Raw genomic sequence first — 22601 nt, 5'->3', positions numbered from 1 at the left:
TGCACCAACAGCGCGATATGTTGCGGTGCAGCACATCGATAAAATCCGTCCACGTGTCACGCCAGAGGTCTCATGTACTATCAGTTCTATGAATGGAACCACGCTTTCCTCAGCCCTGCGCGTGCTTTGAACGACGCTGTCCGGCTTTATTACAAGAACCCGCTCAATCCGATGACCCACACCGAGTGGGGCCGCCAGATGGTTGCTGCCGGCGATCTGTTCGAACGGATGACGCGCCGCTACGGCAAACCCGATTTCGGCATCGACAGCGTTGTGGTGGATGGCGTGGACGTGCCGGTAATCGAAGAGGTGGTCTGGTCCCGCCCCTTCTGCAACCTTCTTCACTTCAAGCGTATGCGTCCGGTGGGCGCACCCCGGCAGCCGGCCATCGTGATCGTGGCGCCCATGTCCGGCCACTATTCATCCCTGCTGCGCGGCACGGTTGCGGCCCTCCTGCAAACCAACGACGTCTACATCACCGATTGGGTGGACGCGCGGATGGTGCCGCTCGCCGCCGGCTCGTTCGACCTTGAGGACTATGTGGACTACATCATCGAGATCACCGCTTTCATGCGCGGTGACCTGCACATGGTGGCGGTCTGCCAGCCTGCGGTGCCGGTGTTTGCGGCAACCGCGCTCATGGAAGCGCGCGGCGACGAGACGCTGCCCAAGTCCATCACCCTCATGGGCGGCCCGATCGACACCCGCCAGAACCCCACCGAGGTGAACGAGTACGCCGCCAAGCATGACCTCGACTGGTTCGAGAGCAATGTGGTGATGACCGTGCCGTTCCCCCACCCCGGCGTGATGCGCAAGGTCTATCCGGGCTTTCTGCAGCTCACCGGGTTCATGACCATGAACCTCGACCGGCACATGAGCGCCCACTACGACTATTTCGACGATCTGGTGAAGGGCGATGGCGACAGTGCCGAAAAGCACCGCGAGTTCTACGACGAATATCTCTCCGTCATGGACCTTACTGCAGAATTCTACCTGCAGACCGTGGATACCGTGTTCCTGAAGCAATCACTGCCCAACGGCACGATGGTGCACCGCGGTACGCCGGTGGACCCGTCGCAGATCACGCGCACGCCCATCTTCACCGTAGAGGGTGAGAACGACGATATCTCCGGCATCGGCCAGACCAAGGCTGCACACACGCTGACGCCGAACCTTCCCGCAGAGCGCCACGCGCACTACGAGCAGGAAGGCGTCGGCCACTACGGCGTGTTCAACGGTTCACGGTTCCGCCGCGAGATCGCGCCCCGCATCAGCGAGTTTGCCGCGACGTGGGACGGCGCTGTGGATGGTGCTGCAAAGCCCGCCCCCGCCGCTGCGGCCGAAGACGAGACGCCGATCCCCGATGCCATCGAGACCGGCGCTGTAACGCCCGCCGCCGAAACCCTCACCCCCGCAGCGCTGACCGAAACAGCCGATACAACCCTGCCAGCCGGCCCCGTTGATGCCGCAGAGCCGGCGGTTGAGACCATGGCGGCGGCCGACGACGCAGTGGCCGAGGCCACTGCTGCTGCCGATCCGATCGAAGATGTTGCTGAGGCCGCAACCGAGACCGCGCTCGAAACCATTGCAACCACAACGGACAGCGCCCTCGCGCTGACCGAGGACGAAGCCGAAGCCGCCGTCACCATGGCCGAAGAGGCTGCGGAAGCAGCTGAGGCAGAGCTTGCCGAAGATGCAGCCGACGCCGTGTCGTTCGGCGAAGTCGCCATGTCGTCCAACCGCCGCGGCCGCGGCAACCGGAAGAAGGCCCGGCACCAGAGCCCCACGACCCATTGAGGCTCACCGTCCGCACACCGCGGCTCGACATTGCGGTCGAGTGCGCCGGTCCGGAGGATGGAACGCCGATATTCCTCCTCCACGGCTGGCCGGACGCGCCAGCCACCTGGAACAGGGTCCTGCCGCACCTCCATCAGGCCGGATACCGGACGCTGTGCCCCGCGCTGCGGGGTTTTGGTGACACGCGCTTCCTGTCGAACGACACGCCGCGCGCCGGAGACCTGGAGGCTCTGGGCCAGGATCTGATCGACCTCGTGGAGGCGCTCGGCCACGGCCCCGCAATTGCCGTGGGACACGACTGGGGAGCCCGCGCGGTCTACGTCGCTTCCCACGCGCGGCCGGACCTTTTCAGCCATGCCATCGCCCTGTCGGTGGGCTGGGGCACCAATGCGCCCGGGCAGGCCATGTCGCTGCCGCAGATGCAGAATTATTGGTACCACTGGCTGATGGCGACGCCCCGCGGCGATGCGCTGGTGCGCGAAGACCGCGAGACCTTCACGCGCTATCTCTGGCAAAGCTGGATGCCGGACGTGCCGCACGACGAAGCCGCCTTCGCGCAAGCCGCCAAGGCGTTCCACAACCCGGACTGGGCCGCCATCGTCCTGCACAGCTACCGCGTGCGCTGGGGCTTCACCACCGCGGACCCGCACTACGATGCGCTGCGCAGCGCACAGGCCGCCGATCCCACCATCCACGTCCCCACCCTCGTCATCCACGGCGGCGCGGACCCCTGCAACGGCCCCGCAACGTCGGAAGGGCGCGAGGCGATGTTTTCGGGCCTCTACGCACGCACCGTGCTGCCTTCGGTCGGCCATTTTCCGCAGCGCGAAGCGCCGGCCGAGACGGCCGCCGCGATCCTCGGCTTCCTGAGCTGAATCAGCCCTGGCGGAACATCCGGCGGATCACCTTGCCTGTGGATGTGAGCGGGATGTCGTCCACAAATTCGATCTGTCGCGGGTATTCGTGCGCGGAAAGCCGTTCGCGAACATAGGTCTGGATGTCGGCCTTCAGCGCGTCCACGGGCGCAGCGCCAGGGACAAGCCTGATGAAGGCGGCCACGATCTCGCCGCGGACGGCATCGGGCCGCCCCACCACCGCCGCCAGCGCAATGGCCGGATGGCCGGCAAGACAGCTCTCGATTTCGCCGGGGCCGATCCGGTAGCCGGCCGACGAGATCACATCGTCGTCACGGCCCACGAAGCGGATGCCATCCGGCCCCGCAACCCCCTGGTCGCCGGTGGTCATGTAATCGCCCGCAAACTTCTCGGCAGTGGCCGCCTCGTTGCCGTGGTAGCCGAGAAACATCACCGGATCCGGCGCGCGAATGCCGATGGTGCCCTGCGCACCGTCCGGCACCGGCGTGCCCGCCTCGTCGATCACGGCAACGTCGTGCCCCGGCACGGGGCGGCCGATGATGCCGGGCGTTGCAATGCCCCACGCCGCGCAGCTCGACAGGACCAGATTGGCCTCGGTCTGCCCGTAAAACTCGTTGATGGTCAGTCCCAGATGCTGCCGGCCCCAGTCGAACGTGGCAGCACCGAGCTGCTCGCCGCCCGAGCCGACGGAGCGCAAATCGAGCTTCGGCCGCGTATCGCGCATCATCCGCAGCGCCGTTGGCGGGATGAAAGCGTTCCGCACGCCCGCAACGCGCGCCCAGTCGAGCGCCTCTTCGGGATCGAACCGGCGCTGACGCTGCGCCACCACGGGCACCCCCATGGCAAGCCCCGGCAACAGCACATTGAGAAGGCCGCCGGCCCACGCCCAGTCCGCCGGGGTCCACAGTCGATCGCCTCTGTGGGGCATCAGGTCGTGGTGCATCTGCACCCCCGGAATGTGCCCCAAAAGCACACGGTGGCCGTGGAGCGCCCCCTTGGGCAGGCCCGTGGTGCCGGAGGTGAAGATCATCATCGCAGGATCGTCCGGCCCCGTGGGCGCGGTCTCCGCCGTGCTTGATGCTGCTGCCATCATATCGCGCAGGTTGCGGCCGGGGCCGGTCACCGGAAGGACCGTTGCGGCAAGGTCTGGCATCCGGTTGCCGGCATCTCCGGTGACCAGAAGCGCGGCGCCCGAGGCCTCCATGCGAAAACTGATCGCCTCCGGGCCGAACACCGCGGCGAGCGGCACTGCAACGGCGCCAAGCTTGTACACCGCAAGATGGACCGCAACGGTTTCGAGGGATTGGCCGAGATGGATGGCAACGGCGGTGCCGCGGCCGACGCCGAGCGATACCAACGCGTTGGCGCAGCGGTTCACGTCGGCCTCAAGGGCACCGTAGGTGAGTGAACGCGGGGCGCCCGTCTCGTCCGGCAGGATAAGGGCGGGCCGCTCCGGGTCGGTGCGCGCCCAATGGCCACAACAGATCTCGGCAATGTTGCAGCGGGCCGGCACGGACCAGCGGAAGTTGGCGCGTGCATCCTCGTAGGAGGCAAAGTCGGACAGGCGGATCATGCTGGCTCGTTCACTGCCGCGCATCCTGCGCGCACGCGGCAACAATTGCCGATTTGCGGCGCCGGGGGAAGAAGGCCGGCGCCGCAATCCGTCAGGCGTCAGCCTGCGGCGGCCTTGGGCGGTTCGCCATCGTCGGCGGCAGCGGCCGGCACGGTCGGCGTTGCCGGCTCGTCCTCGTTGGCGGGGTGCTCCACCGCCTTGGGCGGGCTGAGCACGCTCGACATCTCGCGGCTGGACACGACACCCATCAGCGCGCCGCTGTCGTCCACCACCGGGAGCGGGTAGTCCGTATCGAGTGCTGTGGGCAGCGCCGATTCCAGCGCGTCGTCCGCTGTCAGCGTCGGTCCGGCTTCAGCCAGGCTGTAAAGGTCACCCTCGCCCTTGGCGCTGATGGCTTCCTCCACACGGTCCTGCCGGGCGATGCCGCGGTAGCCGTCGCTGTCTTCCACATAGCCGAACGGCGAGTTGACGCGGCGCATCTCGGCCAGTGCCCGCTCCAGATTGCCTGAGGTGAGCCGCGCAATCGGCGGTTTCATCACCGTGTCCACGGTGAGAACACGGGCGCGGTTCACGTCGCGCACGAAGGAGGCCACATAGTCGTCCGCAGGGTGCAGCAGGATCTCGGCCGGCTTGCCCACCTGACTGAGCCTGCCGTCCTTCAGGATGGCGATCTGGTCACCGATGCGCAGCGCTTCATCAAGATCGTGGGTGATGAAGACGATGGTCTTGCCAAGCTCGGCCTGCAGTTCGATCAGCTGGTCCTGCATCTGGCTGCGGATCAACGGGTCGAGTGCGGAGAACGCCTCGTCCATCAACAGGATCTCGGCATCGGTCGCCAGCGCACGGGCAAGACCCACACGCTGCTGCATGCCGCCCGAAAGCTGCGTCGGGTACTGGTGTTCGTAGCCTGAAAGTCCCACCGTCTGGACCCAGCCCATGGCCTGCTCTTCGCGGTCCCGCTTGGGGACACCGCGCACGGCAAGGCCGTAGGCGACGTTCTGCAGGACCGTGCGGTGCGGCATCAGTCCGAAGCGCTGGAACACCATGCTCATGGTGGTGCGCCGGAACTCCTGGAGCTGCCCGGCGGACAGCTTCAGCACATCGTTGCCGTGGACGAGGATCTGCCCGTCCGTCGGCTCGATCAGCCGGTTGAAGTGGCGGATGAGGGTGGACTTGCCGGAACCCGACAGGCCCATGACCACGAAGATCTCGCCCTTGGCGATGGAGAGGCTGACGTCCGACAGGCCGAGCGTGTGGCCGGTTTCGGCCAGAAGCTCTTCCTTGGACAGGCCCTCGCGGTACCGCGCCAGCGCCTGCTTGGGGCGCGGGCCAAAGATCTTGGTGACGTTCTGAACTTCGATGAGTGACATGTGTCAGACGATCCTTAGTGCGCGACTTGGCGATGCTTCTGGGCACGTTGGCCCGCCGCCTGACTGATCCGGTCGAAGATGATGGCCAGCACCACAATGGCAATGCCGCCGATCAGGCCCTGCCCCGCGTCGTTGCGCTGAAGGCCGAGGAGCACGGTTTCGCCGACGCCGCGCGCGCCGATCATGGAGGCGATGACCACCATGGCGAGCGCCATCATCATCGTCTGGTTGATGCCCTGCATGATGGAGGGCAGCGCCAGCGGGATCTGGACGCCCGACAGCATCTGCCAGCGGTTGGCGCCGAAGGCACGGCTCGCCTCCACCACTTCGGCGTCCACGTAGCGGATGCCAAGGTCGGTCAGGCGGATGAGCGGCGGGGTGGCGTAGATGACCGTGGCGAGGATCGCCGGGATCTTGCCAAGGCCGAACAGCATCACCGCCGGAATGAGATAGACGAAGCTCGGGATGGTCTGCATCAGGTCGAGGATCGGGTTGATGATCGAGCGCGCCCGGTTGGACTTTGCGGTGAGCACGCCGGTCGGGATGCCGATGATGACGGACATCAGCACTGCGACGATCATGATGGCGATGGTCTGCATCGCCTTGTCCCAGAGGCCGAGGGTGCCCACGAACCAGAGCGCCACCATCATCCCGACCGAGAGGAGCACGCGGCGCGAGGCGGCATAGGCGAGCAGGCCGACAAAAGCGAGGATGACGAGCACAGGCGTCGCATCCAGCAGCCGCTCCAGCCAGACCAGCGCCTGCAGCAGAAAATTGGAGAATGCCTCGAAGCCGTCACCATAGTTGATGACGAGGAAGCGGACGAATTCGTTGGTCGATTTGCGGATCGCATCGCCGACCGCGCCGTCGAAGAACAACCATTCCTGGAAGTTGTCCGTGATACGTTCAAAAAAGCTGGGTTGTTCTTCCATGGGGTGTTTCCTTCATCCCACCATACAAATACGGCGGCGCCCCCTTGGTGACGCCGCCGCGATTGCTACCTTTGCGGAACTTCCGCTGTTCAGCTCGACTGGAGCGCAGCTTCGACGCGCTCTGCAACGTCGGCCGGCACCCAGGCCTTCCAGACGTCCATGTTGTTGGCGAGCCACCACTCACCAGCCTCGTCAGCCGATGCGGACTCGTCCTGCATGTACGCCAGCGCCTTGGAGACGGTCGCCGCGTCGAGCCCGTACTTGCCGAGGAACTCGACCAGCGTGCCGGCTTCCTTGGCGAACTCGGTGTTGGCCGCGATGCTGACCTTCACCAGCGGATAGGCGGTCGCGTCGAAGCTTGCGTCCACCTGATCCTCGGGGGTGCTCGCCAGCTTTTCCCAGATCGCTTCGTCGTGCTCCGGCTCTTCCAGCTGGACGATCTGATCGCCAACCTTACCGAGCACCCAGGTCGGACCCCAGTAGTAGAACACGATCGGCTTTTCGCGCAGGATCGACGACTCGATGGCGCCGGACAGTGCGCCGCCGGTGCCGGGGCGGAAGTTGGTGTAGTCGTTCAGAAGGTCGTAGGCCTTCAGCTTCTTGGTGTTGAACTGCTCGCAGCCCCAGCCGAGAATACAGTTGTAGAACCGGCCCTTGCCGGGCTCTTCGGGGTCTGCGAACAGATCCTTGTACTTCGGCAGGTCGGACACGGACTTGAGGCCCGGTGCCGGCGCATCGTCACCTTCGACGAGATATTTGGGCACGAACCAGGCCTGCGTGGCGTCCGGATAGGACACGCCGACTTCCGCCACATCGCCATCGGCGACGGCCTTTTCCCACGCGTCCTTCACGTTCGGGATCCACATTTCCATGGTGATGTCGATATCACCGCGGATCATGCCGTTCATCAGCGGAATGGTGGAGCCGGGAATGGATTCGACGTTACAGCCATAACCATTTTCGAGAATGAAACCGGCCACGCCGTTGTGGAACGAGTTGGAGTCCCAATCGAGCCCGGCGAGAACCACAGGACGGTCGAGGCCAGCGCAATCGGCCTGTGCCTGTGCCGCAGTGACGGCAAGAAGGGGGGACGCTGCGAGGGTGGCCGCGAACATGAGTCGTTTCAAGCGTAGTCTCCTTATTTCGTGAAATCGCCGATAGCTGTTTGCAGAGGCGGCCTAACGATCAAGAACCACCGAAGCGGTTCACCATCAGGCTGGCCTGAGCGGCAGGAATCTCGGGAGCGCATCTATGCAAGAGCACATGGGCTCAAGCGGTGCAGCACCGGAATTTCCGCCAGCGTTGGACAAGCGATTTCATCCAGTTATCGGATATATAACGGACTTGAGATTAAAGTAAAGCGCTCGCCCTCTTCGGCCGCACCCAGCGGCTCGTCAAAAAGGGCGAAACGCGCAATATCCGGGATTTTCATAAAGTAGATCACCTACCGAAACTGGCACGCTTCAGCAGTGAATACTTCTCACAACAACAAACTGCGCATAAAATGGTGTTTTATGCGCAGTTTCCAGTCAGCGTTACAAAAATTACCTAGAGCGACCCGGATATCTTCGCTGCAACATCGTCCGGCACCCAGGTTGACCAGACGTCCTCGCTGTTGCGCAGGAAATCCTCGGCCGCCTCCTCAGGGGATGCGTCGTTCTCCCGCATGTAGGCTAGCGCACTGCTGGTCTGGGCACTGGTGGTGGAGTACGCGGTCAGGAAATCCGTCAGCGCATCCGACTTGCTGGTGAAGTCGACATTGGCGCCGATCACGACGCGGGTTTGCGGATAAGCCGTTGCTTCCGTTGGCGTATCGGCAGCCATCATCTCATCCCAGACGGCCTTGTCGTAGTCCGGCTCGTCCAGCATGACGAAATCATATTTGCCGATCAGCCACGTCGGTGCCCAGTGGTAGAAGAGGACCGGCTTTTCGCGCAGGTACGCGGCTTCCACGGCGGCCTCGAGCGCCGCCCCGGCGCCGGGGCGGATGTTCGTGAAATCATCGTCCAGCCCGTAGGCGGTCAGCTTCTTGGAATTGACCACCTCGCACTGCCAGCCGATCACACAATTGTAGAAGCGGCCCTTGTCCGGCTCCTCTGGGTCCTCGAACAGCGCCTTGTATTCCGGCAGCTGGTCGACCGATGTGAGATCCGGCGCAGGCGCATTTTCACCCTCCACCATGTAGCGCGGCACAAACCATCCTTCGATGGCATCGGGGAATGTCGCACCAAGGCGCGTGACCTTGCCGTCGGCCTCTGCATCCAGAAAGGACTGCGCGGTGTTGGCGGTCCACACTTCCATCAGAAGGTCCACGTCGCCGCGTGCCAGGCCCTGGTTGAGAATGAGCGTGGTACCGGGGATCACGTCGGTTTTGCAGTCATACCCCTTTTCGAGCACCGTGCGCGCCAGCGCGGTGTGGAAGGCAGCGGACCCGTAATCGAGGCCGCCGAACATGATCGTATCGTCGATCGGGCACGCCGCGTGTGCTGCCTGGGGGACCCCCCCGGCAACCAGCGCCAGGGCAGCGCCCGCGACTATTTGGGTTGAGCAGAATTTCATGGGACTATCGCCCAGCTGGAACGTCGTTCGGCCAAGCCTAGCCAACTGACCGGCAAGATGCCAAATGGTACAGACCGATCCGCAAGCGCCTAGTGTCGCAGCGGGTTGGTGGCGACACAAAATTCGCAGTTGCCTTTCAGCGTGGTGGGCGACATTTAGCCATCATACAAAAAACGGCCGAGGCAGGCTCAAAACAGGGGAGAGCGGACAACGATGGCAATGCTGGCATACCTTTATGCGCAGGTTGACGCCGGTGCGCTCCTCACCGTGGCGGCCATTGTGGCCACTGTCGGAATGCTGCGCCGCCGCCGGCCCTTCACCAGAAGCCGGGCGCTCGACGTTGGGCTGTCATCGCTGCTGTTCGTGCTTTTGGGGGTGCGCTACGCCATTCTGGCCGTGCTTGCGGTGCTGACGCCGAAGGAAGCTCTGCCCGGCGCCGACATCACGACCGTGGTTCTGCTCGCCAGCCTGTTCGGCGCGGCATCCGTGGTCGGCTTCATCACCCACCGCGGCTCGGTGCCGTCAAGGGTGTTCGGGGCCAGCACGCTGCTGATGGTCTCGTTGGTGGAGGCGGCGGCCAGCGCCTTCCTCCTCGATGCGCCGCTGGCGATGGACGCCGACACGGCACTATCGGTGGTGATCGCGGCAGCAGGTCTCGTCGCCGCGGCTTTTTTCTGGACGCACCGGACGGCAACGCCCAATCCGCTTGGCAGCGGCAACAGCCGGTTCGACTACTGAAGTCGCACCGGCTGCCGGTATCTCAACCCGGCGCTTAGTGAACGCTGACGGTCACGAGGTTGTTTTCCATCGCATTCTCGAGGATCGCCTGAGCCGTATCCGCAAGCACGATGGGCGCGCCAGCGGCCGACAACAAGGCCCACACCGCCTGACCCGGCTCCATTTCCGGCGCTTCGGGGAAGACGTCGTGCACATCCTCCGAGCGGAGCTGTCGCACGTATGCAACGTGCCCTTCGCCCAGCGCAGCAAGCTGGTGCTCGCTAATGAGAGGGGCGGACGTGCGCCCCGACACCTTACCGCTCTCGATCATCCCACTCACTCCTTACTAAGTGCGCTGCCAAGGTGCCAACACCAGGCGCGCCCGATCTCACTGTATTGATACCAAGCTGCCCGGCGGCTTGACACGCTTCACCGAAGCTGTCGGCAAGCCTGTCCGGTGCAATGCCGCTGCCAATCCGATGATTTTTATCGTTCGGCTGCAATTTCGATGGTTCGGACCGTGCGCTCCGGCTCCGGCCGCACCAGGTCGATGGACAAGAGACCATCCGCCAGCCCGGCTGTCAGGATCTCAATCCCTTCGGCCAGGACGAACGCCCGCTGGAACTGCCGGGCGGCGATACCGCGGTGCAGAAAGTGGCGGCCTTCCTCGGCATCCATCGTCTGCTGCCCGCGGATCACGAGCTGGTTGTCCTCGACGGTGACGGAAAGCTGCTCACGGCTGAAGCCGGCAACCGCCAGCGTGATCCGCAACCGGTCTCCGTCAGCCGCGGCGATCCGCTCGATATTGTAGGGCGGGTAGCCATCGCTTCCGCTCTTGGTAACCCGGTCGAGCACTCGCTCGATTTCCTCGAAGCCCAGCAGAAGCGGGCTCGAAAGTTGTGTTATTCGGCTCATCTAAGGCGATCCTTGATCCAAGCGACCGTGGCGGGGGACCCGAACCGGCATCCTCCGCTCACCCCCATATTGTACTCTGACCAGCCTGGAACAAGGTCCGCGCCGGTCAGGAAACAGGATCGGGCGCCGCGATCCCCTCGCCGCGATGCCTCCAGCATCAATCCATTTCACTCTTGAAATAAAATGCCGCCACAGCAAACATCGCAGTCACAATCAGAAGCCCGTCGGGTGCGTGGATCGCCGGGGCGACACCACGTCAGTTCAAGCGCTTCAGTCTCCAGAGAGGACCAGATCAATGACAGGCCTGAAAAGCATTCTTGCTGGTGCGTGCGCCTTGCTTGCGCTGCCGGCGGCCGCCGACACACTTCCCGGCATGCGCGGGGTCAACCACATCGGGCTGACAGTGCCGGACCTTGCAGAGGCCACAACGTTCTTCACCGATGTGCTGGGGTGCGCAAAGGCAACCAGCTTCGGACCGTTCCGGGACGATGAGGGCACCTTCATGCAGGACCTTCTCAACGTCGACCCGCGTGCCGTGGTCAACGAAATCACCCTCATCCGCTGCGGCAACGGCTCCAACATCGAGTTGTTCGATTACGACGCGCCAGATCAGGACACCGTGTTCCCCCGCAACAGCGACGTCGGCGGCTATCACATCGCCATCTATGTGGACGATATCGACGCTGCGGCGGATTATCTGAAGTCGAAGGGGTTGCGGACGCTGCTGGGTCCCCTCCCCGTGAACGAAGGCCCCGCTGCCGGGCAGACGATCCTGTATTTCTACACGCCCTGGGGCCTTCAGATGGAGGCCATCTCGTTCCCGAACGGCATGGCCTACGAAGACGGCGCCGACACCGTCCTGTGGTCCAACACCGAACCCGCGAACTGATCCTCAGTCCGCCGCACGCCCGCGGCGGACTGGCGCCAGAAGGTCCGGTCGGCGGGCTGCGGTCAGCGCCTCGCGCTCGGCGGCGCGCCAGGCGGCGACGCGGCCATGGTCTCCGCTGGTCAGGACCGCGGGGATCTCCCGCCCTTCGAAAAGCGCAGGCCGCGTATACTGGGGATGCTCCAGAAGCCCGTCCGAAAAGCTCTCCTCAGCGGCCGACTGGTTGTTGCCCATCACGCCGGGCAGGAGCCGGACGATTGCGTCCAGGATGGCGAACGCCGCCACCTCGCCGCCCGCAAGCACATAGTCGCCGATGGAAACCTCGGTGAGGCCTCGCGCCTCGATCACCCGCTGGTCGACCCCCTCGAAGCGGCCGCACACCAGCGTCACGCCCGGCCCTTCTGCAAGGCGCGTTGCCATCGCCTGATCGAACGGGACACCGCGCGGGCTCATCAGGAGGCGCGGCCCGGCGCCGCCGGACCCGTCGATGGCAGCGGCCAGAACGTCGGGCCGCATCACCATGCCGGGGCCGCCGCCGGCCGGGGTGCCGTCCACCGTGCGGTGCCGGTCGGTGGCAAAGCTGCGAATGTCGACCGCATCCAGCGCCCAGCGCCCCTCCGAAAGCGCCCGTCCGGCCAGGGCATGGCCGAGGGGGCCGGGGAACATGTCGCGGTAAAGGGTCAGGACGGTGGCGTGAAAGCTCATGCGCCGCCGTCGTTCGTGTCGCTGATTTCGGCATCGGCCGGCGGTTCGCCCGGCTCATCGAGAAGGCCGGGGATCGGGTCGACCGTGAGTGTGCCGGCTTCCAGATCGACGGCCGGCACGCAAACCTGCGTAAACGGCACCATCACCGTGCGCGGCCCGACAATCTCCAGAATGTCGCCGGCCCCGAAATCGTTGACGGCGCGGACGACACCCAGGATCTCGCCGGAGACCAGACGCGCCTGAAGGCCGATGAGATCGATGTGGTAGAACTCTTCCTCGTCGGGACGCGGCAGGCGCCTGCGCGGAACGAGAAGGTCGGTCCCGCGCAACAATTCGGCCGCATTGCGGTCCGGAACGCCTTCCAGTTCCGCCACCAGCGCCTTGCCGATCGGCTTGACGCTTTTCACCTTGAAGGTGCGCCCGTCCGCGGTCTGAAACGGGTTGTACCGCTTCAGCGTCGCCGGGTCTTCGGCATGAACGGTCAGCTTGACCGCACCGCGCACGCCGTGGGCGGCGCCGATCGTGGCCATGACCACGGTCGGTTCGCCGGCGGTCCCGCGAGGGTCCCCTGCCATGGCTTACGCCTCGGCGTTTTCGCCTTCGGCCGCAGCAGCAGCGGCGGCATCGGCGTCACGCTTGGTGCGCTCCTGGGCCTTCTTGCCGGGGGTCGCCTTGTTGGGGTTGTTGCGGGCAGCGCGGTTGGCGATACCAGCCTGGTCGAGGAAGCGCAGCACGCGGTCGGTCGGCTGGGCGCCGAGACCGAGCCAATGCTTCACACGCTCTTCGATCAGCGTCACGCGCTCGGGGTGGTCCTTGGCGAGCATCGGGTTGTAGCTGCCGACCTTCTCGATGAAGCGGCCGTCGCGCGGGGCGCGCACATCGGCAACGACGATGCGGTAATACGGACGCTTCTTGGAGCCACCGCGGGCGAGACGAATTTTCGTGGACATTGCTTCTCCTTAGGGATTTCTGAGCTGAAACGGCTTCGGCAGCGCCGAAACCGGGCGTGGATCACGCCGGTTCTATTTCCTTGATGGCGGCCGGCAGCTCGCTGCCAGCGCCCGGAACGGGATAGGCCCACACCATGTCGGTCAGGCCGGTGAAATTGACGTCGCCCTCATGCACCGCACCGAGCTTTTCGGCGATGGCGATGGAGCCGGCGTTGGCGGGGTCGATGTAGCTGACCAGCCGGTCGAGCCCCTGCGCGGCGGCAACGTCGCGCACGGCCTTGGCGGCCTCGGCGGCATAACCCAGCCGGCGCGCGTCTGCGGTGATGGAGTAGACCAGCTCCCGCTCGCGCGAATTTTGCGGATGGTACAGGCCGACGGTGCCGACAAAGCGGCCGTCCGCCTCCACCGCATACATGCCATAGCCGCGCAGGAGCCACTGGCCCGCCAGCGCGAAGAACGCGCGGGTGGCATCGCCGTAGCTTTGCGGCCCGGCCAGAAAGCGGGTGGTCCGCTCGTCGGCCAGATGCGCGGCAAAACGGTCGAAGTGGTCGGGCTGCCAGGGGCACAGCATCAGCCGGCGGGTCCGGATCCGCAGAGGCATGACGCTGGCGTCCACGAACACGCCGTCATCGTTGGCAGGCGCAGGCCGCGCGGCAACGGGGTAACGCCACACTTCGGCAAGGCCGTTCACATGAGGCAGCGTGCCGTCGCGGGTGGCGCCGGCCGCTTCGGCCACGCGGCGCGATGCTTCATTGTCCGGCGCAACGTAGCTGACCAGAGCATTGACGCCGCACGCTTCTGCCGTGGCGCAGATTGCCGACACCGCCTCGATTGCAAGGCCCATCCCGCGCGCTTCGGGCATCAGGCCGTAGGCGATCTCGATTTCGGGGCGGTCGTGCGGGAACCAGAGGCCGGCATAGCCGACGAACACGCCCTCGGCATCGGTCAGCGCATAGATGCCGAAGCCGTAGATCCGCCATGCGCCGGACATGCGTGCCATCCGGTCGAACACGCCCGCGCGGTCCGTCTGGCCACCGAGGAAACGGCCGGTCTCGGGATCCGAGACGAGGCGGGAGAACGGCTCCAGATGATGGCGCGCAAACAGCGTCAGCGTCAGCCGCCGGGTGCGGATGAACTGCGGCATCATGAACGGGCCGCGTGCGACGGCCTCCGCTGCAGCACGGCGCGCTGCGTCGTCGTCGGTCGCGAAGATGGCGGGCGACAGGCTCACTTCCGCTTGGCTTTCTGGCGCTTGCCCTTGCCGTGGCCGCCGCCAAGCGCAGGCATGCCGCCGCCAAGACCCGGAAGGCCGCCCGGCATTCCGCCAGGGCCGCCAAGGCCCGGCATGCCGCCGCCCATCTGGCGCGCCATCTTTTCCATGTCGGCCGGGTCCATCTTCGGCATCTGGCCGCCGCCGGGCATGGCTCCTGCCGGCATCTGCGGCATGCCGCCGCCGCCGCCCATCCCCATCATGCCGCCGAGCGCGCCCATCAGGCCGCCCTTCTTCTTGCCCATCATCTTCATAACGTCGGCCATCTGGCGGTGCATCTTGAGGAGCTTGTTGACCTCCTCCACCTTGGTGCCGGAGCCCGCCGCAATGCGCTTCTTGCGGCTCGCCTTGAGAAGGTCGGGCTTCTTGCGCTCGGTCCGCGTCATGGAGTTGATGATCGCGACCTGGCGCTTGATGACGCGGTCGTCGATGCCGGCGGCGTCCATCTGCTTCTTGGCCTTGCCGATGCCGGGCATCATGCCCATCAGGCCGCCAAGGCCGCCCATCTTCTCCATCTGGCCGAGCTGGTCCTTCAGATCGTCAAGGTCGAAGCCGCCCTTGGCCATCTTCTGGGCCATCGCCGCGGCCTTTTCCGCGTCGACGTGCTCCGCCGCCTTTTCCACCAGCGAGACGATGTCGCCCATGCCGAGGATACGGTCGGCAATCCGCTGCGGGTGGAAGTCTTCCAGCGCATCGGCCTTTTCGCCGACGCCGATCAGCTTGATCGGCTTGCCGGTGACGGCGCGCATGGAGAGTGCCGCACCGCCGCGCCCGTCGCCATCAACACGGGTGAGGACGGTGCCAGTCACGCCGACGCGCTCGTCGAAGCTTTTTGCGACGTTGACGGCGTCCTGGCCGGTCAGCGAATCCACCACCAGCAGGATTTCGTGCGGGTTGGTGGCGCGCTTGATGTCCGCCATCTCGTGCATCAGTGGCTCGTCGATGTGGAGCCGGCCGGCCGTGTCGAGGATGACGACGTCGAAGCCGCCGAGGCGGGCCGCGGTCATCGCACGCTCGGCAATCTGCGTCGGGCTCTGGCCGGGCACGATCTTCAGCGTCTCGATGGAATTCTCTTCGCCGAGGACGCGGAGCTGCTCCTGCGCGGCAGGGCGGCGCGTGTCGAGCGAGGCCATCAGGACGCGCTTCTTGTCGCGGTTCTGGAGGCGGCGGCCGATCTTGGCGGAGGTGGTCGTCTTGCCCGAGCCCTGCAGGCCGACCATCATGATCGCGACGGGCGCTGCGGCGCTCAGGCTGATCGAGACCGCCGTCTCGCCCAGCATCGCGATCAGCTCGTCGTGCACGATCTTGACGACCATCTGGCCGGGGGTGACGGACTTCACCACCTCGACGCCGACCGACTTCTCGCGCACGCGCTCCACAAAGTCGCGCACGACGGGAAGCGCGACGTCGGCCTCCAGCAGCGCCCGGCGAACTTCGCGCAGCGCCAGATCCACGTCGGCCGCCGACAGAGCGCCACGCTTGGTGAGCTTGTCGAAAATGCCTGAGAGGCGATCTGAAAGGCTGTCGAACATGGGCCGGTCCTTGAATTAAGGGTGGGTCGTCCCGCCGCCGGGCAGAGCTTCAAGTCAACGCAAAATGCGCCCGTGGGCGCAACGCGCTGACGGGCGAATTCGAATGTCCCGGCAGATACGCCCTTCCCGCCCCCGCGTCAAGCAACCGCGCGCCACGGGAACGGCGCGCTGGAACGCAAGCCGGGAGGTCCGAATTAGCATCCCAACGAGAAGGAGACCACCATGGCCAACCCTGACAGCAAGAGCGACAGGGACGCGAGCCTCAGCCAGAGCGACCTCGCCAGCGACATCATGGGCAACAACCAGTTGCAGGGCGACGATCAGGCAAGCGTCCACAACCAGCGGCACGCTGTGCCCAACGTCAAGCAGGACGCCGATTCCGGCCCGGTGGAAAGCGCAAAGATGCTGGACAAGGATGTTCGCGCGAAGGCGGAGCTCGGCAAGGGCAACCGCGATGGCGGCACAGGAGACGACAAATGAGCAGCACCGACACAGACGGCGTGCGCGAGCTCAGCGTCGACCCCGAGCTTGTGCGCATGATTGTAGCCAAGGGTCGCGCCGCCATGTTCCCCATGCCGGACGCCGAAGACGACATGCCGGAGATGGAGATGGAAATCGACCCGGCCACAACGCTCCGCAGGGACAATGAAGAGAGCCTGTCGGACGAGAACGCCCCGCGCCTCTTCCGCACCGAAACCGCGGCGATGATCGACAGCCTCAACGTGGACGAGCAGGCCGAGTTGGTCGCGCTGGTGCTCATCGGCCGAGGCGACTACGAGGCGGCGGACCTCGACAGCGCGGTCAGCGCCGTGAAGGTCGACGCCAACGGGCCGGCAAGCCACCGGCTGTTCGATATCGAGCTCTTCCCCAGCCACCTCGGCAACGGACTGGATGCCTGGGAAATCTGGCGCAGCAAGCAGGCGGTCTGACCCCCTCGCCCATCAGTCGGTAAGAAGGCCCGCAGCAGCGGGCTTTTTTTTTGGGGGGCGGGTGCCGTCAGAGCGAGGACGTGATCCCGCCATCGACGAACAGCGTGTGCCCGTTGACGAAGCTCGCCGCATCCGACGACAGGAACACCGCAGCGCCCACCAGCTCGGGCAACTGCCCCCAGCGCCCTTGCGGCGTGCGCTTGGACAACCACTCGGTAAAGTCCGGATCGGCCACAAGCGCGGCGTTGAGCGGCGTGTCGAAGTAGCCGGGCGCAATGGCGTTGACGTTGAGGCCATGGCGCGCCCAGTCCGTCGCCATTCCCTTGGTAAGGTTCGAGACCGCGCCCTTGGACGCCGTGTAGGGCGCGATCCCCGGCCGGGCCAGCGCGCTCTGCACCGAAGCGATGTTGATGATCTTGCCGGACTTGCGGCCGATCATGTGGCGCGCGCACGCCTGCCCCACATTGAAGACGCTGGATACATTCGTGCGCATCAGGCGCTCGAACGCATCGGCGGGAAATTCTTCCAGCGGGCCGCGGTGCTGCATCCCGGCATTGTTGATGAGAATGTGGATCGGCCCGTGATCGTCTTCGTAACCGTCCACCGCTGCGCGCACCGCGGCATGGTCGGTGGCATCGAACGCAAGCGCATGGGCCGGTTCGCCGTGGGCGATGCGCGTCGCGGCGCTGGTCAGCTTCGCCTCGTCGCGCCCGTTGAGGATGATCCTGGCGCCTGCCTTGGCGAGCCCCTCGGCCAGCGCAAACCCGATCCCCTGCGAGGAGCCGGTGATGAGCGCGGTTCGCCCGTCGAGTGCAAATAGGTTGGTGTCCCCCACAGGTGCGTCCTTTTTGTTGTGTGCGCCGGACGATTGGGGGTGCCAGCGCCGGAGGTCAAGCGGGAGGCGGCGGCCGGCCCCTGCGCCACGCCACCGGCACCGCGACCGAGACGGCGAGCGCTGTCACCCGGAACAGCGTCCGCCGGTGCGTTGATTTGCCTAGCCGGCGGGTTTGGTGCCGCCGGTTTTCGCTGCGGGGCGGCGGCGCGACAGCGAGACTTCGCTGAGCCCCATCACCGTGAGGAGCGTCAGCCCCCACACTAGCTCTTTGGCGAAGTTGGAGAATTGCAGCATGTTGAAGCCGGACGACAGGCATTGCAGCGAAAATACCGCAAGCACGATCCCCAGCACCCTGCCGAACCCGCCATAGGGGTTGGTGCCGCCGAGAACCGCAATCAGCACAGCCAGCAGCAGATAAGACGTGCCGTAGTCGGCCTTGGCCGAGTTGGCGCGGCTCATCAGCACCAGCCCGGCGCATGACGACAACATCCCGCACGCGATGTAGGTGCGCATGGTGATCCAGGTGTTGTCGATGCCCGCAAAACGCGCCGCCAGCGGGTTGGTGCCCATGAGGTAGATGCGCAGGCCAAACTTGGTGCGCGACAGGACAAAGGCGAGTCCGATCGCCAGGACTGCGAAGATCACCACAGGCACCGGCACGGGCCCCACCCGGCCATTGCCGATGTAAGCGAACGCATCGGGAAAGTTCAGCACCGCCCGCCCTTCGGTGATGACGATGGCAATGCCGGTGAACACCAGCCCCGTGCCCAGCGTCGCCAGAATGGCCGGAATGCCGACCCCGGCTATGGCAATGCCGTTGATCGCGCCGCACAGCGCACCCACGGCAAGCGACAGCGCAATGGCAAGCGCAATGGCGCCAATCACCTCAGGCCCCGTGCCCGCCGCGTCCGGCACCAGAGCGCCCATGAGGAGCGCTGCCAGAATGCCTGACAGGTTGGCCGTGCCGATGATTGAAAGGTCGATGCCGCCGGTGAGCATGGCAAGCATCACCGCCAGCGCCAGAATGCCGTATTCGGGAAACTGGAAAGCCATCGACTGGAAGTTGGCCGAGGTGAAGAACAGCTCCGGCCGCACCAGGCTCATGACGGTGAAGATCGCCACCGCAATGATCCCGAGGCGAATGAGGTGCTTGCGTTCCGCCGCCCCGCTACCGCGCCCGACACCCGAACTCATGCCTGCCGCTCCTGCCGCTTGGCCTGCCAGGCCGGAATCCCCGTGCCGAACAGGATGAGGACACCGATCACCACATTTTGCCAGGTCGACGGAATGCCGAGCGTGATCAGCGAATTGTTGATGACGACAATCAGCGCAACGCCGAGCAGCGTGCCCGAGATGGTGCCGGTGCCGCCCGAAAGACGCGCGCCGCCGAGGACCACTGCGGCAATCACCGAAAGTTCGAGCCCCACGAGGTCGAACGGGTTGGCGACCCGCGCCATGGAGGCGTGGACGATGCCGGCAATGCCCGACAGCATCCCAACATAGGCGTAGATGAAATATTGCGTGCGCACGACCGGGATGCCGATCCGCGTTGCCGCTTCCTTGCTTCCGCCGATGGCAAAGATCGAGCGCCCCAGCGTGGTGCGGTAAAGGATGAACCACGTCACCACCACCGCCACCAGCAGGACCAGGAGGGCGGTGGGCAGGCGGTAGAACGAGCCGTCGAACGCATCACCCCGCGCCAGCATGGAGCGCGAAAAATCCTTCATGCCGGAGGGCACGTTGGAAATCAGCTGGCTGCCGATGAAGGTCAGCACGAAGCCGCGGAACACCGACAGCGTCCCCAGCGTCACGATCAATGTCGGCAGCTTGAGCGTGGCGACGAAGAAGCCGTTGACGCAGCCCAGCATGATGCCGATCCCGCCCGCCAGAACGAAGGCGAGCGCCATGGAGTCGGTAAAGCCCGCCGCCATCAGCGCCTTTGTGGTGGCGTACATCGCAAAGGCAGAGAGCGCGGTGAACGACACGTCAATCCCGCCCGAGATCAGCACCAGCAGCACGCCGATGGCAAAGATGCCGAGGACGAGCCCGTTGCGCAGAAGGTCGGCAAAGGTGCCGACAGAGAATGACGATGGCTCGACAATGGCCGTCAGCGCGATGAACGCGATCAGGATCAGAGCGACCAGCGTCTCGTTGCGGGTCCAGAACTTCAACGGATGGCCCTCATGCGGCGAGCTTGTGGGTGAGTTCGTCTTCGCCGATTTCGCCGCGGGCGACCTCGTCGACGATGCGGCCAGCCTTCATGACGAGGATGCGGTGGCAGGCGGTCAGGACCTCGGGGATGTCGTCGGAGATGACGATGACGCCGAGGCCGGAACGGGCAAGCTCGCCGATGGCGGCGTGGATGTCGGCCTTGGAGCCAACGTCGACGCCCACCGTCGGACCGTTGAGGATGAGGATCGATGGGTTGGTGGCGAGCCAGCGGGCGAGCACCACCCGCTGCTGGTTGCCGCCGGACAAGCTCTGCACCGGCAGCGCCGCGGAGGGGGTGGCGATGGCGAGCTTCTTGACCCACCGGTCGCCTTCGGCATTGACCGTCGCGGCGTCGATGAAGGGGCCGGACGCGATGCGGTCCACACTCCCCACCGCGATGTTGCGGCCGATGCTCTGGGAGAGGAACAGGCCCTCGGTCAACCGATCCTCCGGCACATAGCCGATGCCGTGACCGATGGCGTCCGCAATGGTGCGCAGAACCACCTCGCGGCCATCCAGCTCGATCCGGCCGCTGAGAGCCGGAGCAATCCCGAAGAGGGCTTTGGCAAGCTCCGTCCGCCCCGAGCCGAGGAGACCGACGACGCCGAGCACCTCGCCGGCGTGCAGGGTCAGCGAAATGTCCGTGAAGGCGCTGCCGCGCGAGAGGCGGTGGACGCGCAGGCGCTCCTGCGGGCGGATCGTATCGGCGGAGACCGTTGATTCGTCGGCAAGGCGGCGGCCGGTCATGTGGTAGGTGAGCGAGGCAAGGTCGAACTCGGCAACAGGGCCCTTGGCGACCATCTGGCCGTTGCGCAGCACCATCACACGCTCGCACACCGCAAACACTTCGGCCAGCTTGTGGCTGACGAAGAGAATGGCGATGCCCCGCGCCTTCAGCCCACGGATGATGGTGAGAAGCTGGCGCACTTCCTTTTCGGTGAGCGCGGTGGTGGGCTCGTCCATCACGATGAGTTTGGCGTCGTTGACGATGGCCCGCGCGATGGCAACCAGCTGCTTTTGTGCAACCGGCAGCGTTTCGGCCGCAACGCCGAGCGGAATGTCGACGCCCAGCTCCTTCAGCGCGTCGCGGGCGATCTGCCGCGCCTCGCCCCAGTTCATGAACCGCCGCCCGAGCGCCAGCCGGCGGTTGAACGCAATGTTCTCCGCCACCGACAGATTCCCGAACAGCGAGAAGTCCTGGTAGATGATCTGGATGCCGGCGCGCGACGCCTTCACCGGCGTCGGGCGCGGCTCCACGGTGCCGCCGTAGGCGATGGTCCCGGTGTCGATGTCCTGCGCCCCGGCGAGGGACTTGATGAGCGTGGACTTGCCCGAGCCGTTTTCGCCCGCAAGACACACGATCTCGCCCGCCGCAATCTCGAAGTCCACGCCTTCCAGCGCCTTGACGCCGACAAACGCCTTGGAGACGCCGCGCATTTCCACGACCATGGGGCCGCTATCGTTCTGATCGTTCATGGCAGCTCCGGTCACGGGGCGCGGGATGAACCGCGCCCCGTCCGCACAATATCAGAGCGGATAGTCCGCCATGTTGTCCTTGGTCACCTTCACCGAGGCTTCGCCGTAGAGGACCTTGCCGTCCTGCTGCAGCTTCTCGTAGCCCGGAATGCCAAGGTCCATGCCATCGCCGACCTCCTCGCCGTTGAGGAGCATGACGGCGAGCTTGTTCATCGCCTTGCCGGCCAGCTTCGGATCCCAGAAGTAGATCCCGTCGACCGCACCGGTTTCCATGTACTGGCCGGCGATGGAGGGCAGCGAGAGGCCGAAGACGCACACGTCGTCTTCAAGGCCGCGCTCCTCGATGGCAAGGCCGATGCCCGCCACGTCGGTCGAAGCGGACCCCTGCATCCCCTTGATGTCGGGGTAGGTGCGCAGGATTTCCTGGGCCTTCTGGTAGGCCTGCTGCTGGTCGTCGTAGGTCTCGTTCTTGTCGCCCACCAGCGTCATGTTGGGATAGTTTTCCTTCTGGTAGGCGATCGCGCCGTCCACCCACTCATTGTGGGTCTTGGAGGTCAGCGAGCCAACGAAGACGGTGTACTCGCCCTCTTCGCCCATGCACTCGGCAAGGCCCTGCATGATGGTACCGCCAAAGTCGAAGTTGCGGAACGCTTCGAGGTCCCACTGCGCATTCTCGATGTCGGACGCTTCGTGGGTGACGACGGTGATGCCGGCATCCATTGCGCGTTTCAGCACCGGTTCCACGGCTTCCGGCGAGAACGGGACCACGGTGATGGCGTCCGCGCCCTGGGCGATCATGTCTTCGATCAGCTGCACCTGGAGCTGCGCGTCGGCGCTGGCCGGGCCGACCTGATAGGCGTTGTTGCCGGTTTCCGCAGCGAACTCGTCAACGCCCTCTTCCATGCGGTTGAACCACTGGATGCCGGAGATCTTCACCACGGTCGGAATCTTGTAGGTCTTGTCCTGGGCGATGGCGCCACCGGACAAAGCTGCGGTGCCCAACGCGAGCACAGCAAGGCTGGCAATGGTCTTCATGAGGTCGCTCCCTGTCGCCCGCATCTGTTTTGAA

23 protein-coding genes are annotated in these 22601 nt (G+C 65.3%); 6 read left to right on the top strand and 17 right to left on the bottom strand.

What is annotated here, in order from left to right; all coding sequences use genetic code 11:
- Positions 1–72: 72 nt before the first annotated feature.
- Positions 73–1797 carry a polyhydroxyalkanoate depolymerase gene (locus RDV64_RS13650; protein WP_309195470.1) on the top strand — a complete coding sequence of 575 codons (1725 nt, stop codon included), beginning with the start codon at positions 73–75 and terminating at the stop codon, positions 1795–1797.
- The gene (locus tag RDV64_RS13645) at positions 1794–2672 is read left to right on the top strand and encodes an alpha/beta hydrolase (RefSeq protein WP_309195469.1); all 879 of its coding nucleotides are present in this window, start codon (positions 1794–1796) and stop codon (positions 2670–2672) included. Before RDV64_RS13650 ends, RDV64_RS13645 begins: the two co-directional genes overlap by 4 nt.
- A gap of 1 nt (position 2673) precedes the next feature.
- On the opposite strand, the gene RDV64_RS13640 is transcribed toward RDV64_RS13645, so the two are convergent.
- From RDV64_RS13640 to RDV64_RS13620, 5 genes are all read right to left on the bottom strand, one after another.
- Positions 2674–4245: an AMP-binding protein gene (locus RDV64_RS13640; protein ID WP_309195468.1), complete on the bottom strand. Its 1572-nt coding sequence runs from the start codon at positions 4243–4245 to the stop codon at positions 2674–2676.
- 98 nt (positions 4246–4343) lie between these two features.
- Positions 4344–5615 (bottom strand): glycine betaine/L-proline ABC transporter ATP-binding protein, encoded by a 1272-nt coding sequence (locus tag RDV64_RS13635; RefSeq protein ID WP_309195467.1) that lies wholly within the window; start codon positions 5613–5615, stop codon positions 4344–4346.
- Positions 5616–5629: 14 nt separating this feature from the next.
- Positions 5630–6547, bottom strand: a complete 918-nt coding sequence (locus RDV64_RS13630) for a proline/glycine betaine ABC transporter permease (protein ID WP_309195466.1) — start codon at positions 6545–6547, stop codon at positions 5630–5632.
- Between the two features lie 89 nt (positions 6548–6636).
- Complete coding sequence (locus RDV64_RS13625) at positions 6637–7674, bottom strand: ABC transporter substrate-binding protein (protein WP_309195465.1); 1038 nt, start codon at positions 7672–7674, stop codon at positions 6637–6639.
- Between the two features lie 421 nt (positions 7675–8095).
- Positions 8096–9106 carry an ABC transporter substrate-binding protein gene (locus RDV64_RS13620; protein ID WP_309195464.1) on the bottom strand — a complete coding sequence of 337 codons (1011 nt, stop codon included), beginning with the start codon at positions 9104–9106 and terminating at the stop codon, positions 8096–8098.
- A 213-nt stretch (positions 9107–9319) separates the two neighbouring features.
- Between RDV64_RS13620 and RDV64_RS13615 the strand changes: the two genes are divergently transcribed.
- On the top strand, positions 9320–9844 hold the full coding sequence (locus tag RDV64_RS13615) for a hypothetical protein (RefSeq protein WP_309195463.1): 525 nt from the start codon (positions 9320–9322) through the stop codon (positions 9842–9844).
- 34 nt (positions 9845–9878) lie between these two features.
- Here RDV64_RS13615 and RDV64_RS13610 read toward each other — a convergent pair whose 3' ends face one another.
- Both RDV64_RS13610 and RDV64_RS13605 read right to left on the bottom strand, forming a co-directional pair.
- Positions 9879–10154 (bottom strand): DUF1150 domain-containing protein, encoded by a 276-nt coding sequence (locus tag RDV64_RS13610; protein ID WP_309195462.1) that lies wholly within the window; start codon positions 10152–10154, stop codon positions 9879–9881.
- Positions 10155–10309: 155 nt separating this feature from the next.
- Positions 10310–10738 (bottom strand): Hsp20 family protein, encoded by a 429-nt coding sequence (locus tag RDV64_RS13605; protein ID WP_309195461.1) that lies wholly within the window; start codon positions 10736–10738, stop codon positions 10310–10312.
- Positions 10739–11033: 295 nt separating this feature from the next.
- Between RDV64_RS13605 and RDV64_RS13600 the strand changes: the two genes are divergently transcribed.
- Positions 11034–11627: a VOC family protein gene (locus RDV64_RS13600; protein ID WP_309195460.1), complete on the top strand. Its 594-nt coding sequence runs from the start codon at positions 11034–11036 to the stop codon at positions 11625–11627.
- Between the two features lie 3 nt (positions 11628–11630).
- Here RDV64_RS13600 and trmD read toward each other — a convergent pair whose 3' ends face one another.
- The 5 genes from trmD to ffh form a co-directional block, all read right to left on the bottom strand.
- Positions 11631–12329: a tRNA (guanosine(37)-N1)-methyltransferase TrmD gene (gene trmD, locus RDV64_RS13595; protein WP_309195459.1), complete on the bottom strand. Its 699-nt coding sequence runs from the start codon at positions 12327–12329 to the stop codon at positions 11631–11633.
- Entirely contained in the window at positions 12326–12904 is a 579-nt protein-coding gene (gene rimM / locus RDV64_RS13590; RefSeq protein WP_309195458.1) for a ribosome maturation factor RimM, read from the bottom strand. Before rimM ends, trmD begins: the two co-directional genes overlap by 4 nt.
- A gap of 3 nt (positions 12905–12907) precedes the next feature.
- Complete coding sequence (rpsP, locus tag RDV64_RS13585) at positions 12908–13279, bottom strand: 30S ribosomal protein S16 (protein WP_309195457.1); 372 nt, start codon at positions 13277–13279, stop codon at positions 12908–12910.
- A 61-nt stretch (positions 13280–13340) separates the two neighbouring features.
- Complete coding sequence (locus RDV64_RS13580) at positions 13341–14510, bottom strand: GNAT family N-acetyltransferase (RefSeq protein ID WP_309195456.1); 1170 nt, start codon at positions 14508–14510, stop codon at positions 13341–13343.
- Complete coding sequence (gene ffh / locus RDV64_RS13575) at positions 14507–16081, bottom strand: signal recognition particle protein (protein ID WP_309195455.1); 1575 nt, start codon at positions 16079–16081, stop codon at positions 14507–14509. The genes RDV64_RS13580 and ffh overlap by 4 nt, the downstream gene beginning before the upstream one ends.
- Before the next feature lie 222 nt (positions 16082–16303).
- Here ffh and RDV64_RS13570 point away from each other — a divergent pair, with 222 nt between their 5' ends.
- Entirely contained in the window at positions 16304–16561 is a 258-nt protein-coding gene (locus RDV64_RS13570) for a hypothetical protein (RefSeq protein WP_309195454.1), read from the top strand.
- Positions 16558–17010 (top strand): DUF3775 domain-containing protein, encoded by a 453-nt coding sequence (locus RDV64_RS13565; RefSeq protein WP_309195453.1) that lies wholly within the window; start codon positions 16558–16560, stop codon positions 17008–17010. The genes RDV64_RS13570 and RDV64_RS13565 overlap by 4 nt, the downstream gene beginning before the upstream one ends.
- 67 nt (positions 17011–17077) lie before the next feature.
- Here the strand turns inward: RDV64_RS13565 and RDV64_RS13560 are convergent, their stop codons facing one another.
- From RDV64_RS13560 to RDV64_RS13540, 5 genes are all read right to left on the bottom strand, one after another.
- On the bottom strand, positions 17078–17845 hold the full coding sequence (locus tag RDV64_RS13560) for an SDR family oxidoreductase (RefSeq protein ID WP_309195452.1): 768 nt from the start codon (positions 17843–17845) through the stop codon (positions 17078–17080).
- A 159-nt stretch (positions 17846–18004) separates the two neighbouring features.
- Positions 18005–19039, bottom strand: a complete 1035-nt coding sequence (locus RDV64_RS13555; RefSeq protein ID WP_309195451.1) for an ABC transporter permease — start codon at positions 19037–19039, stop codon at positions 18005–18007.
- Positions 19036–20016, bottom strand: coding sequence for an ABC transporter permease (locus tag RDV64_RS13550; protein ID WP_309195450.1), 981 nt, complete (start codon positions 20014–20016; stop codon positions 19036–19038). Before RDV64_RS13550 ends, RDV64_RS13555 begins: the two co-directional genes overlap by 4 nt.
- Positions 20017–20026: 10 nt before the next feature.
- Positions 20027–21532, bottom strand: coding sequence for a sugar ABC transporter ATP-binding protein (locus RDV64_RS13545; RefSeq protein WP_309195449.1), 1506 nt, complete (start codon positions 21530–21532; stop codon positions 20027–20029).
- Positions 21533–21583: 51 nt separating this feature from the next.
- On the bottom strand, positions 21584–22567 hold the full coding sequence (locus tag RDV64_RS13540; RefSeq protein WP_309195448.1) for an autoinducer 2 ABC transporter substrate-binding protein: 984 nt from the start codon (positions 22565–22567) through the stop codon (positions 21584–21586).
- Positions 22568–22601: the final 34 nt, after the last annotated feature.

This window comes from Acuticoccus sp. MNP-M23, assembly GCF_031195445.1.
Lineage (GTDB): Bacteria > Pseudomonadota > Alphaproteobacteria > Rhizobiales > Amorphaceae > Acuticoccus.
This window is presented reverse-complemented; position numbering and strand designations above follow the sequence as displayed.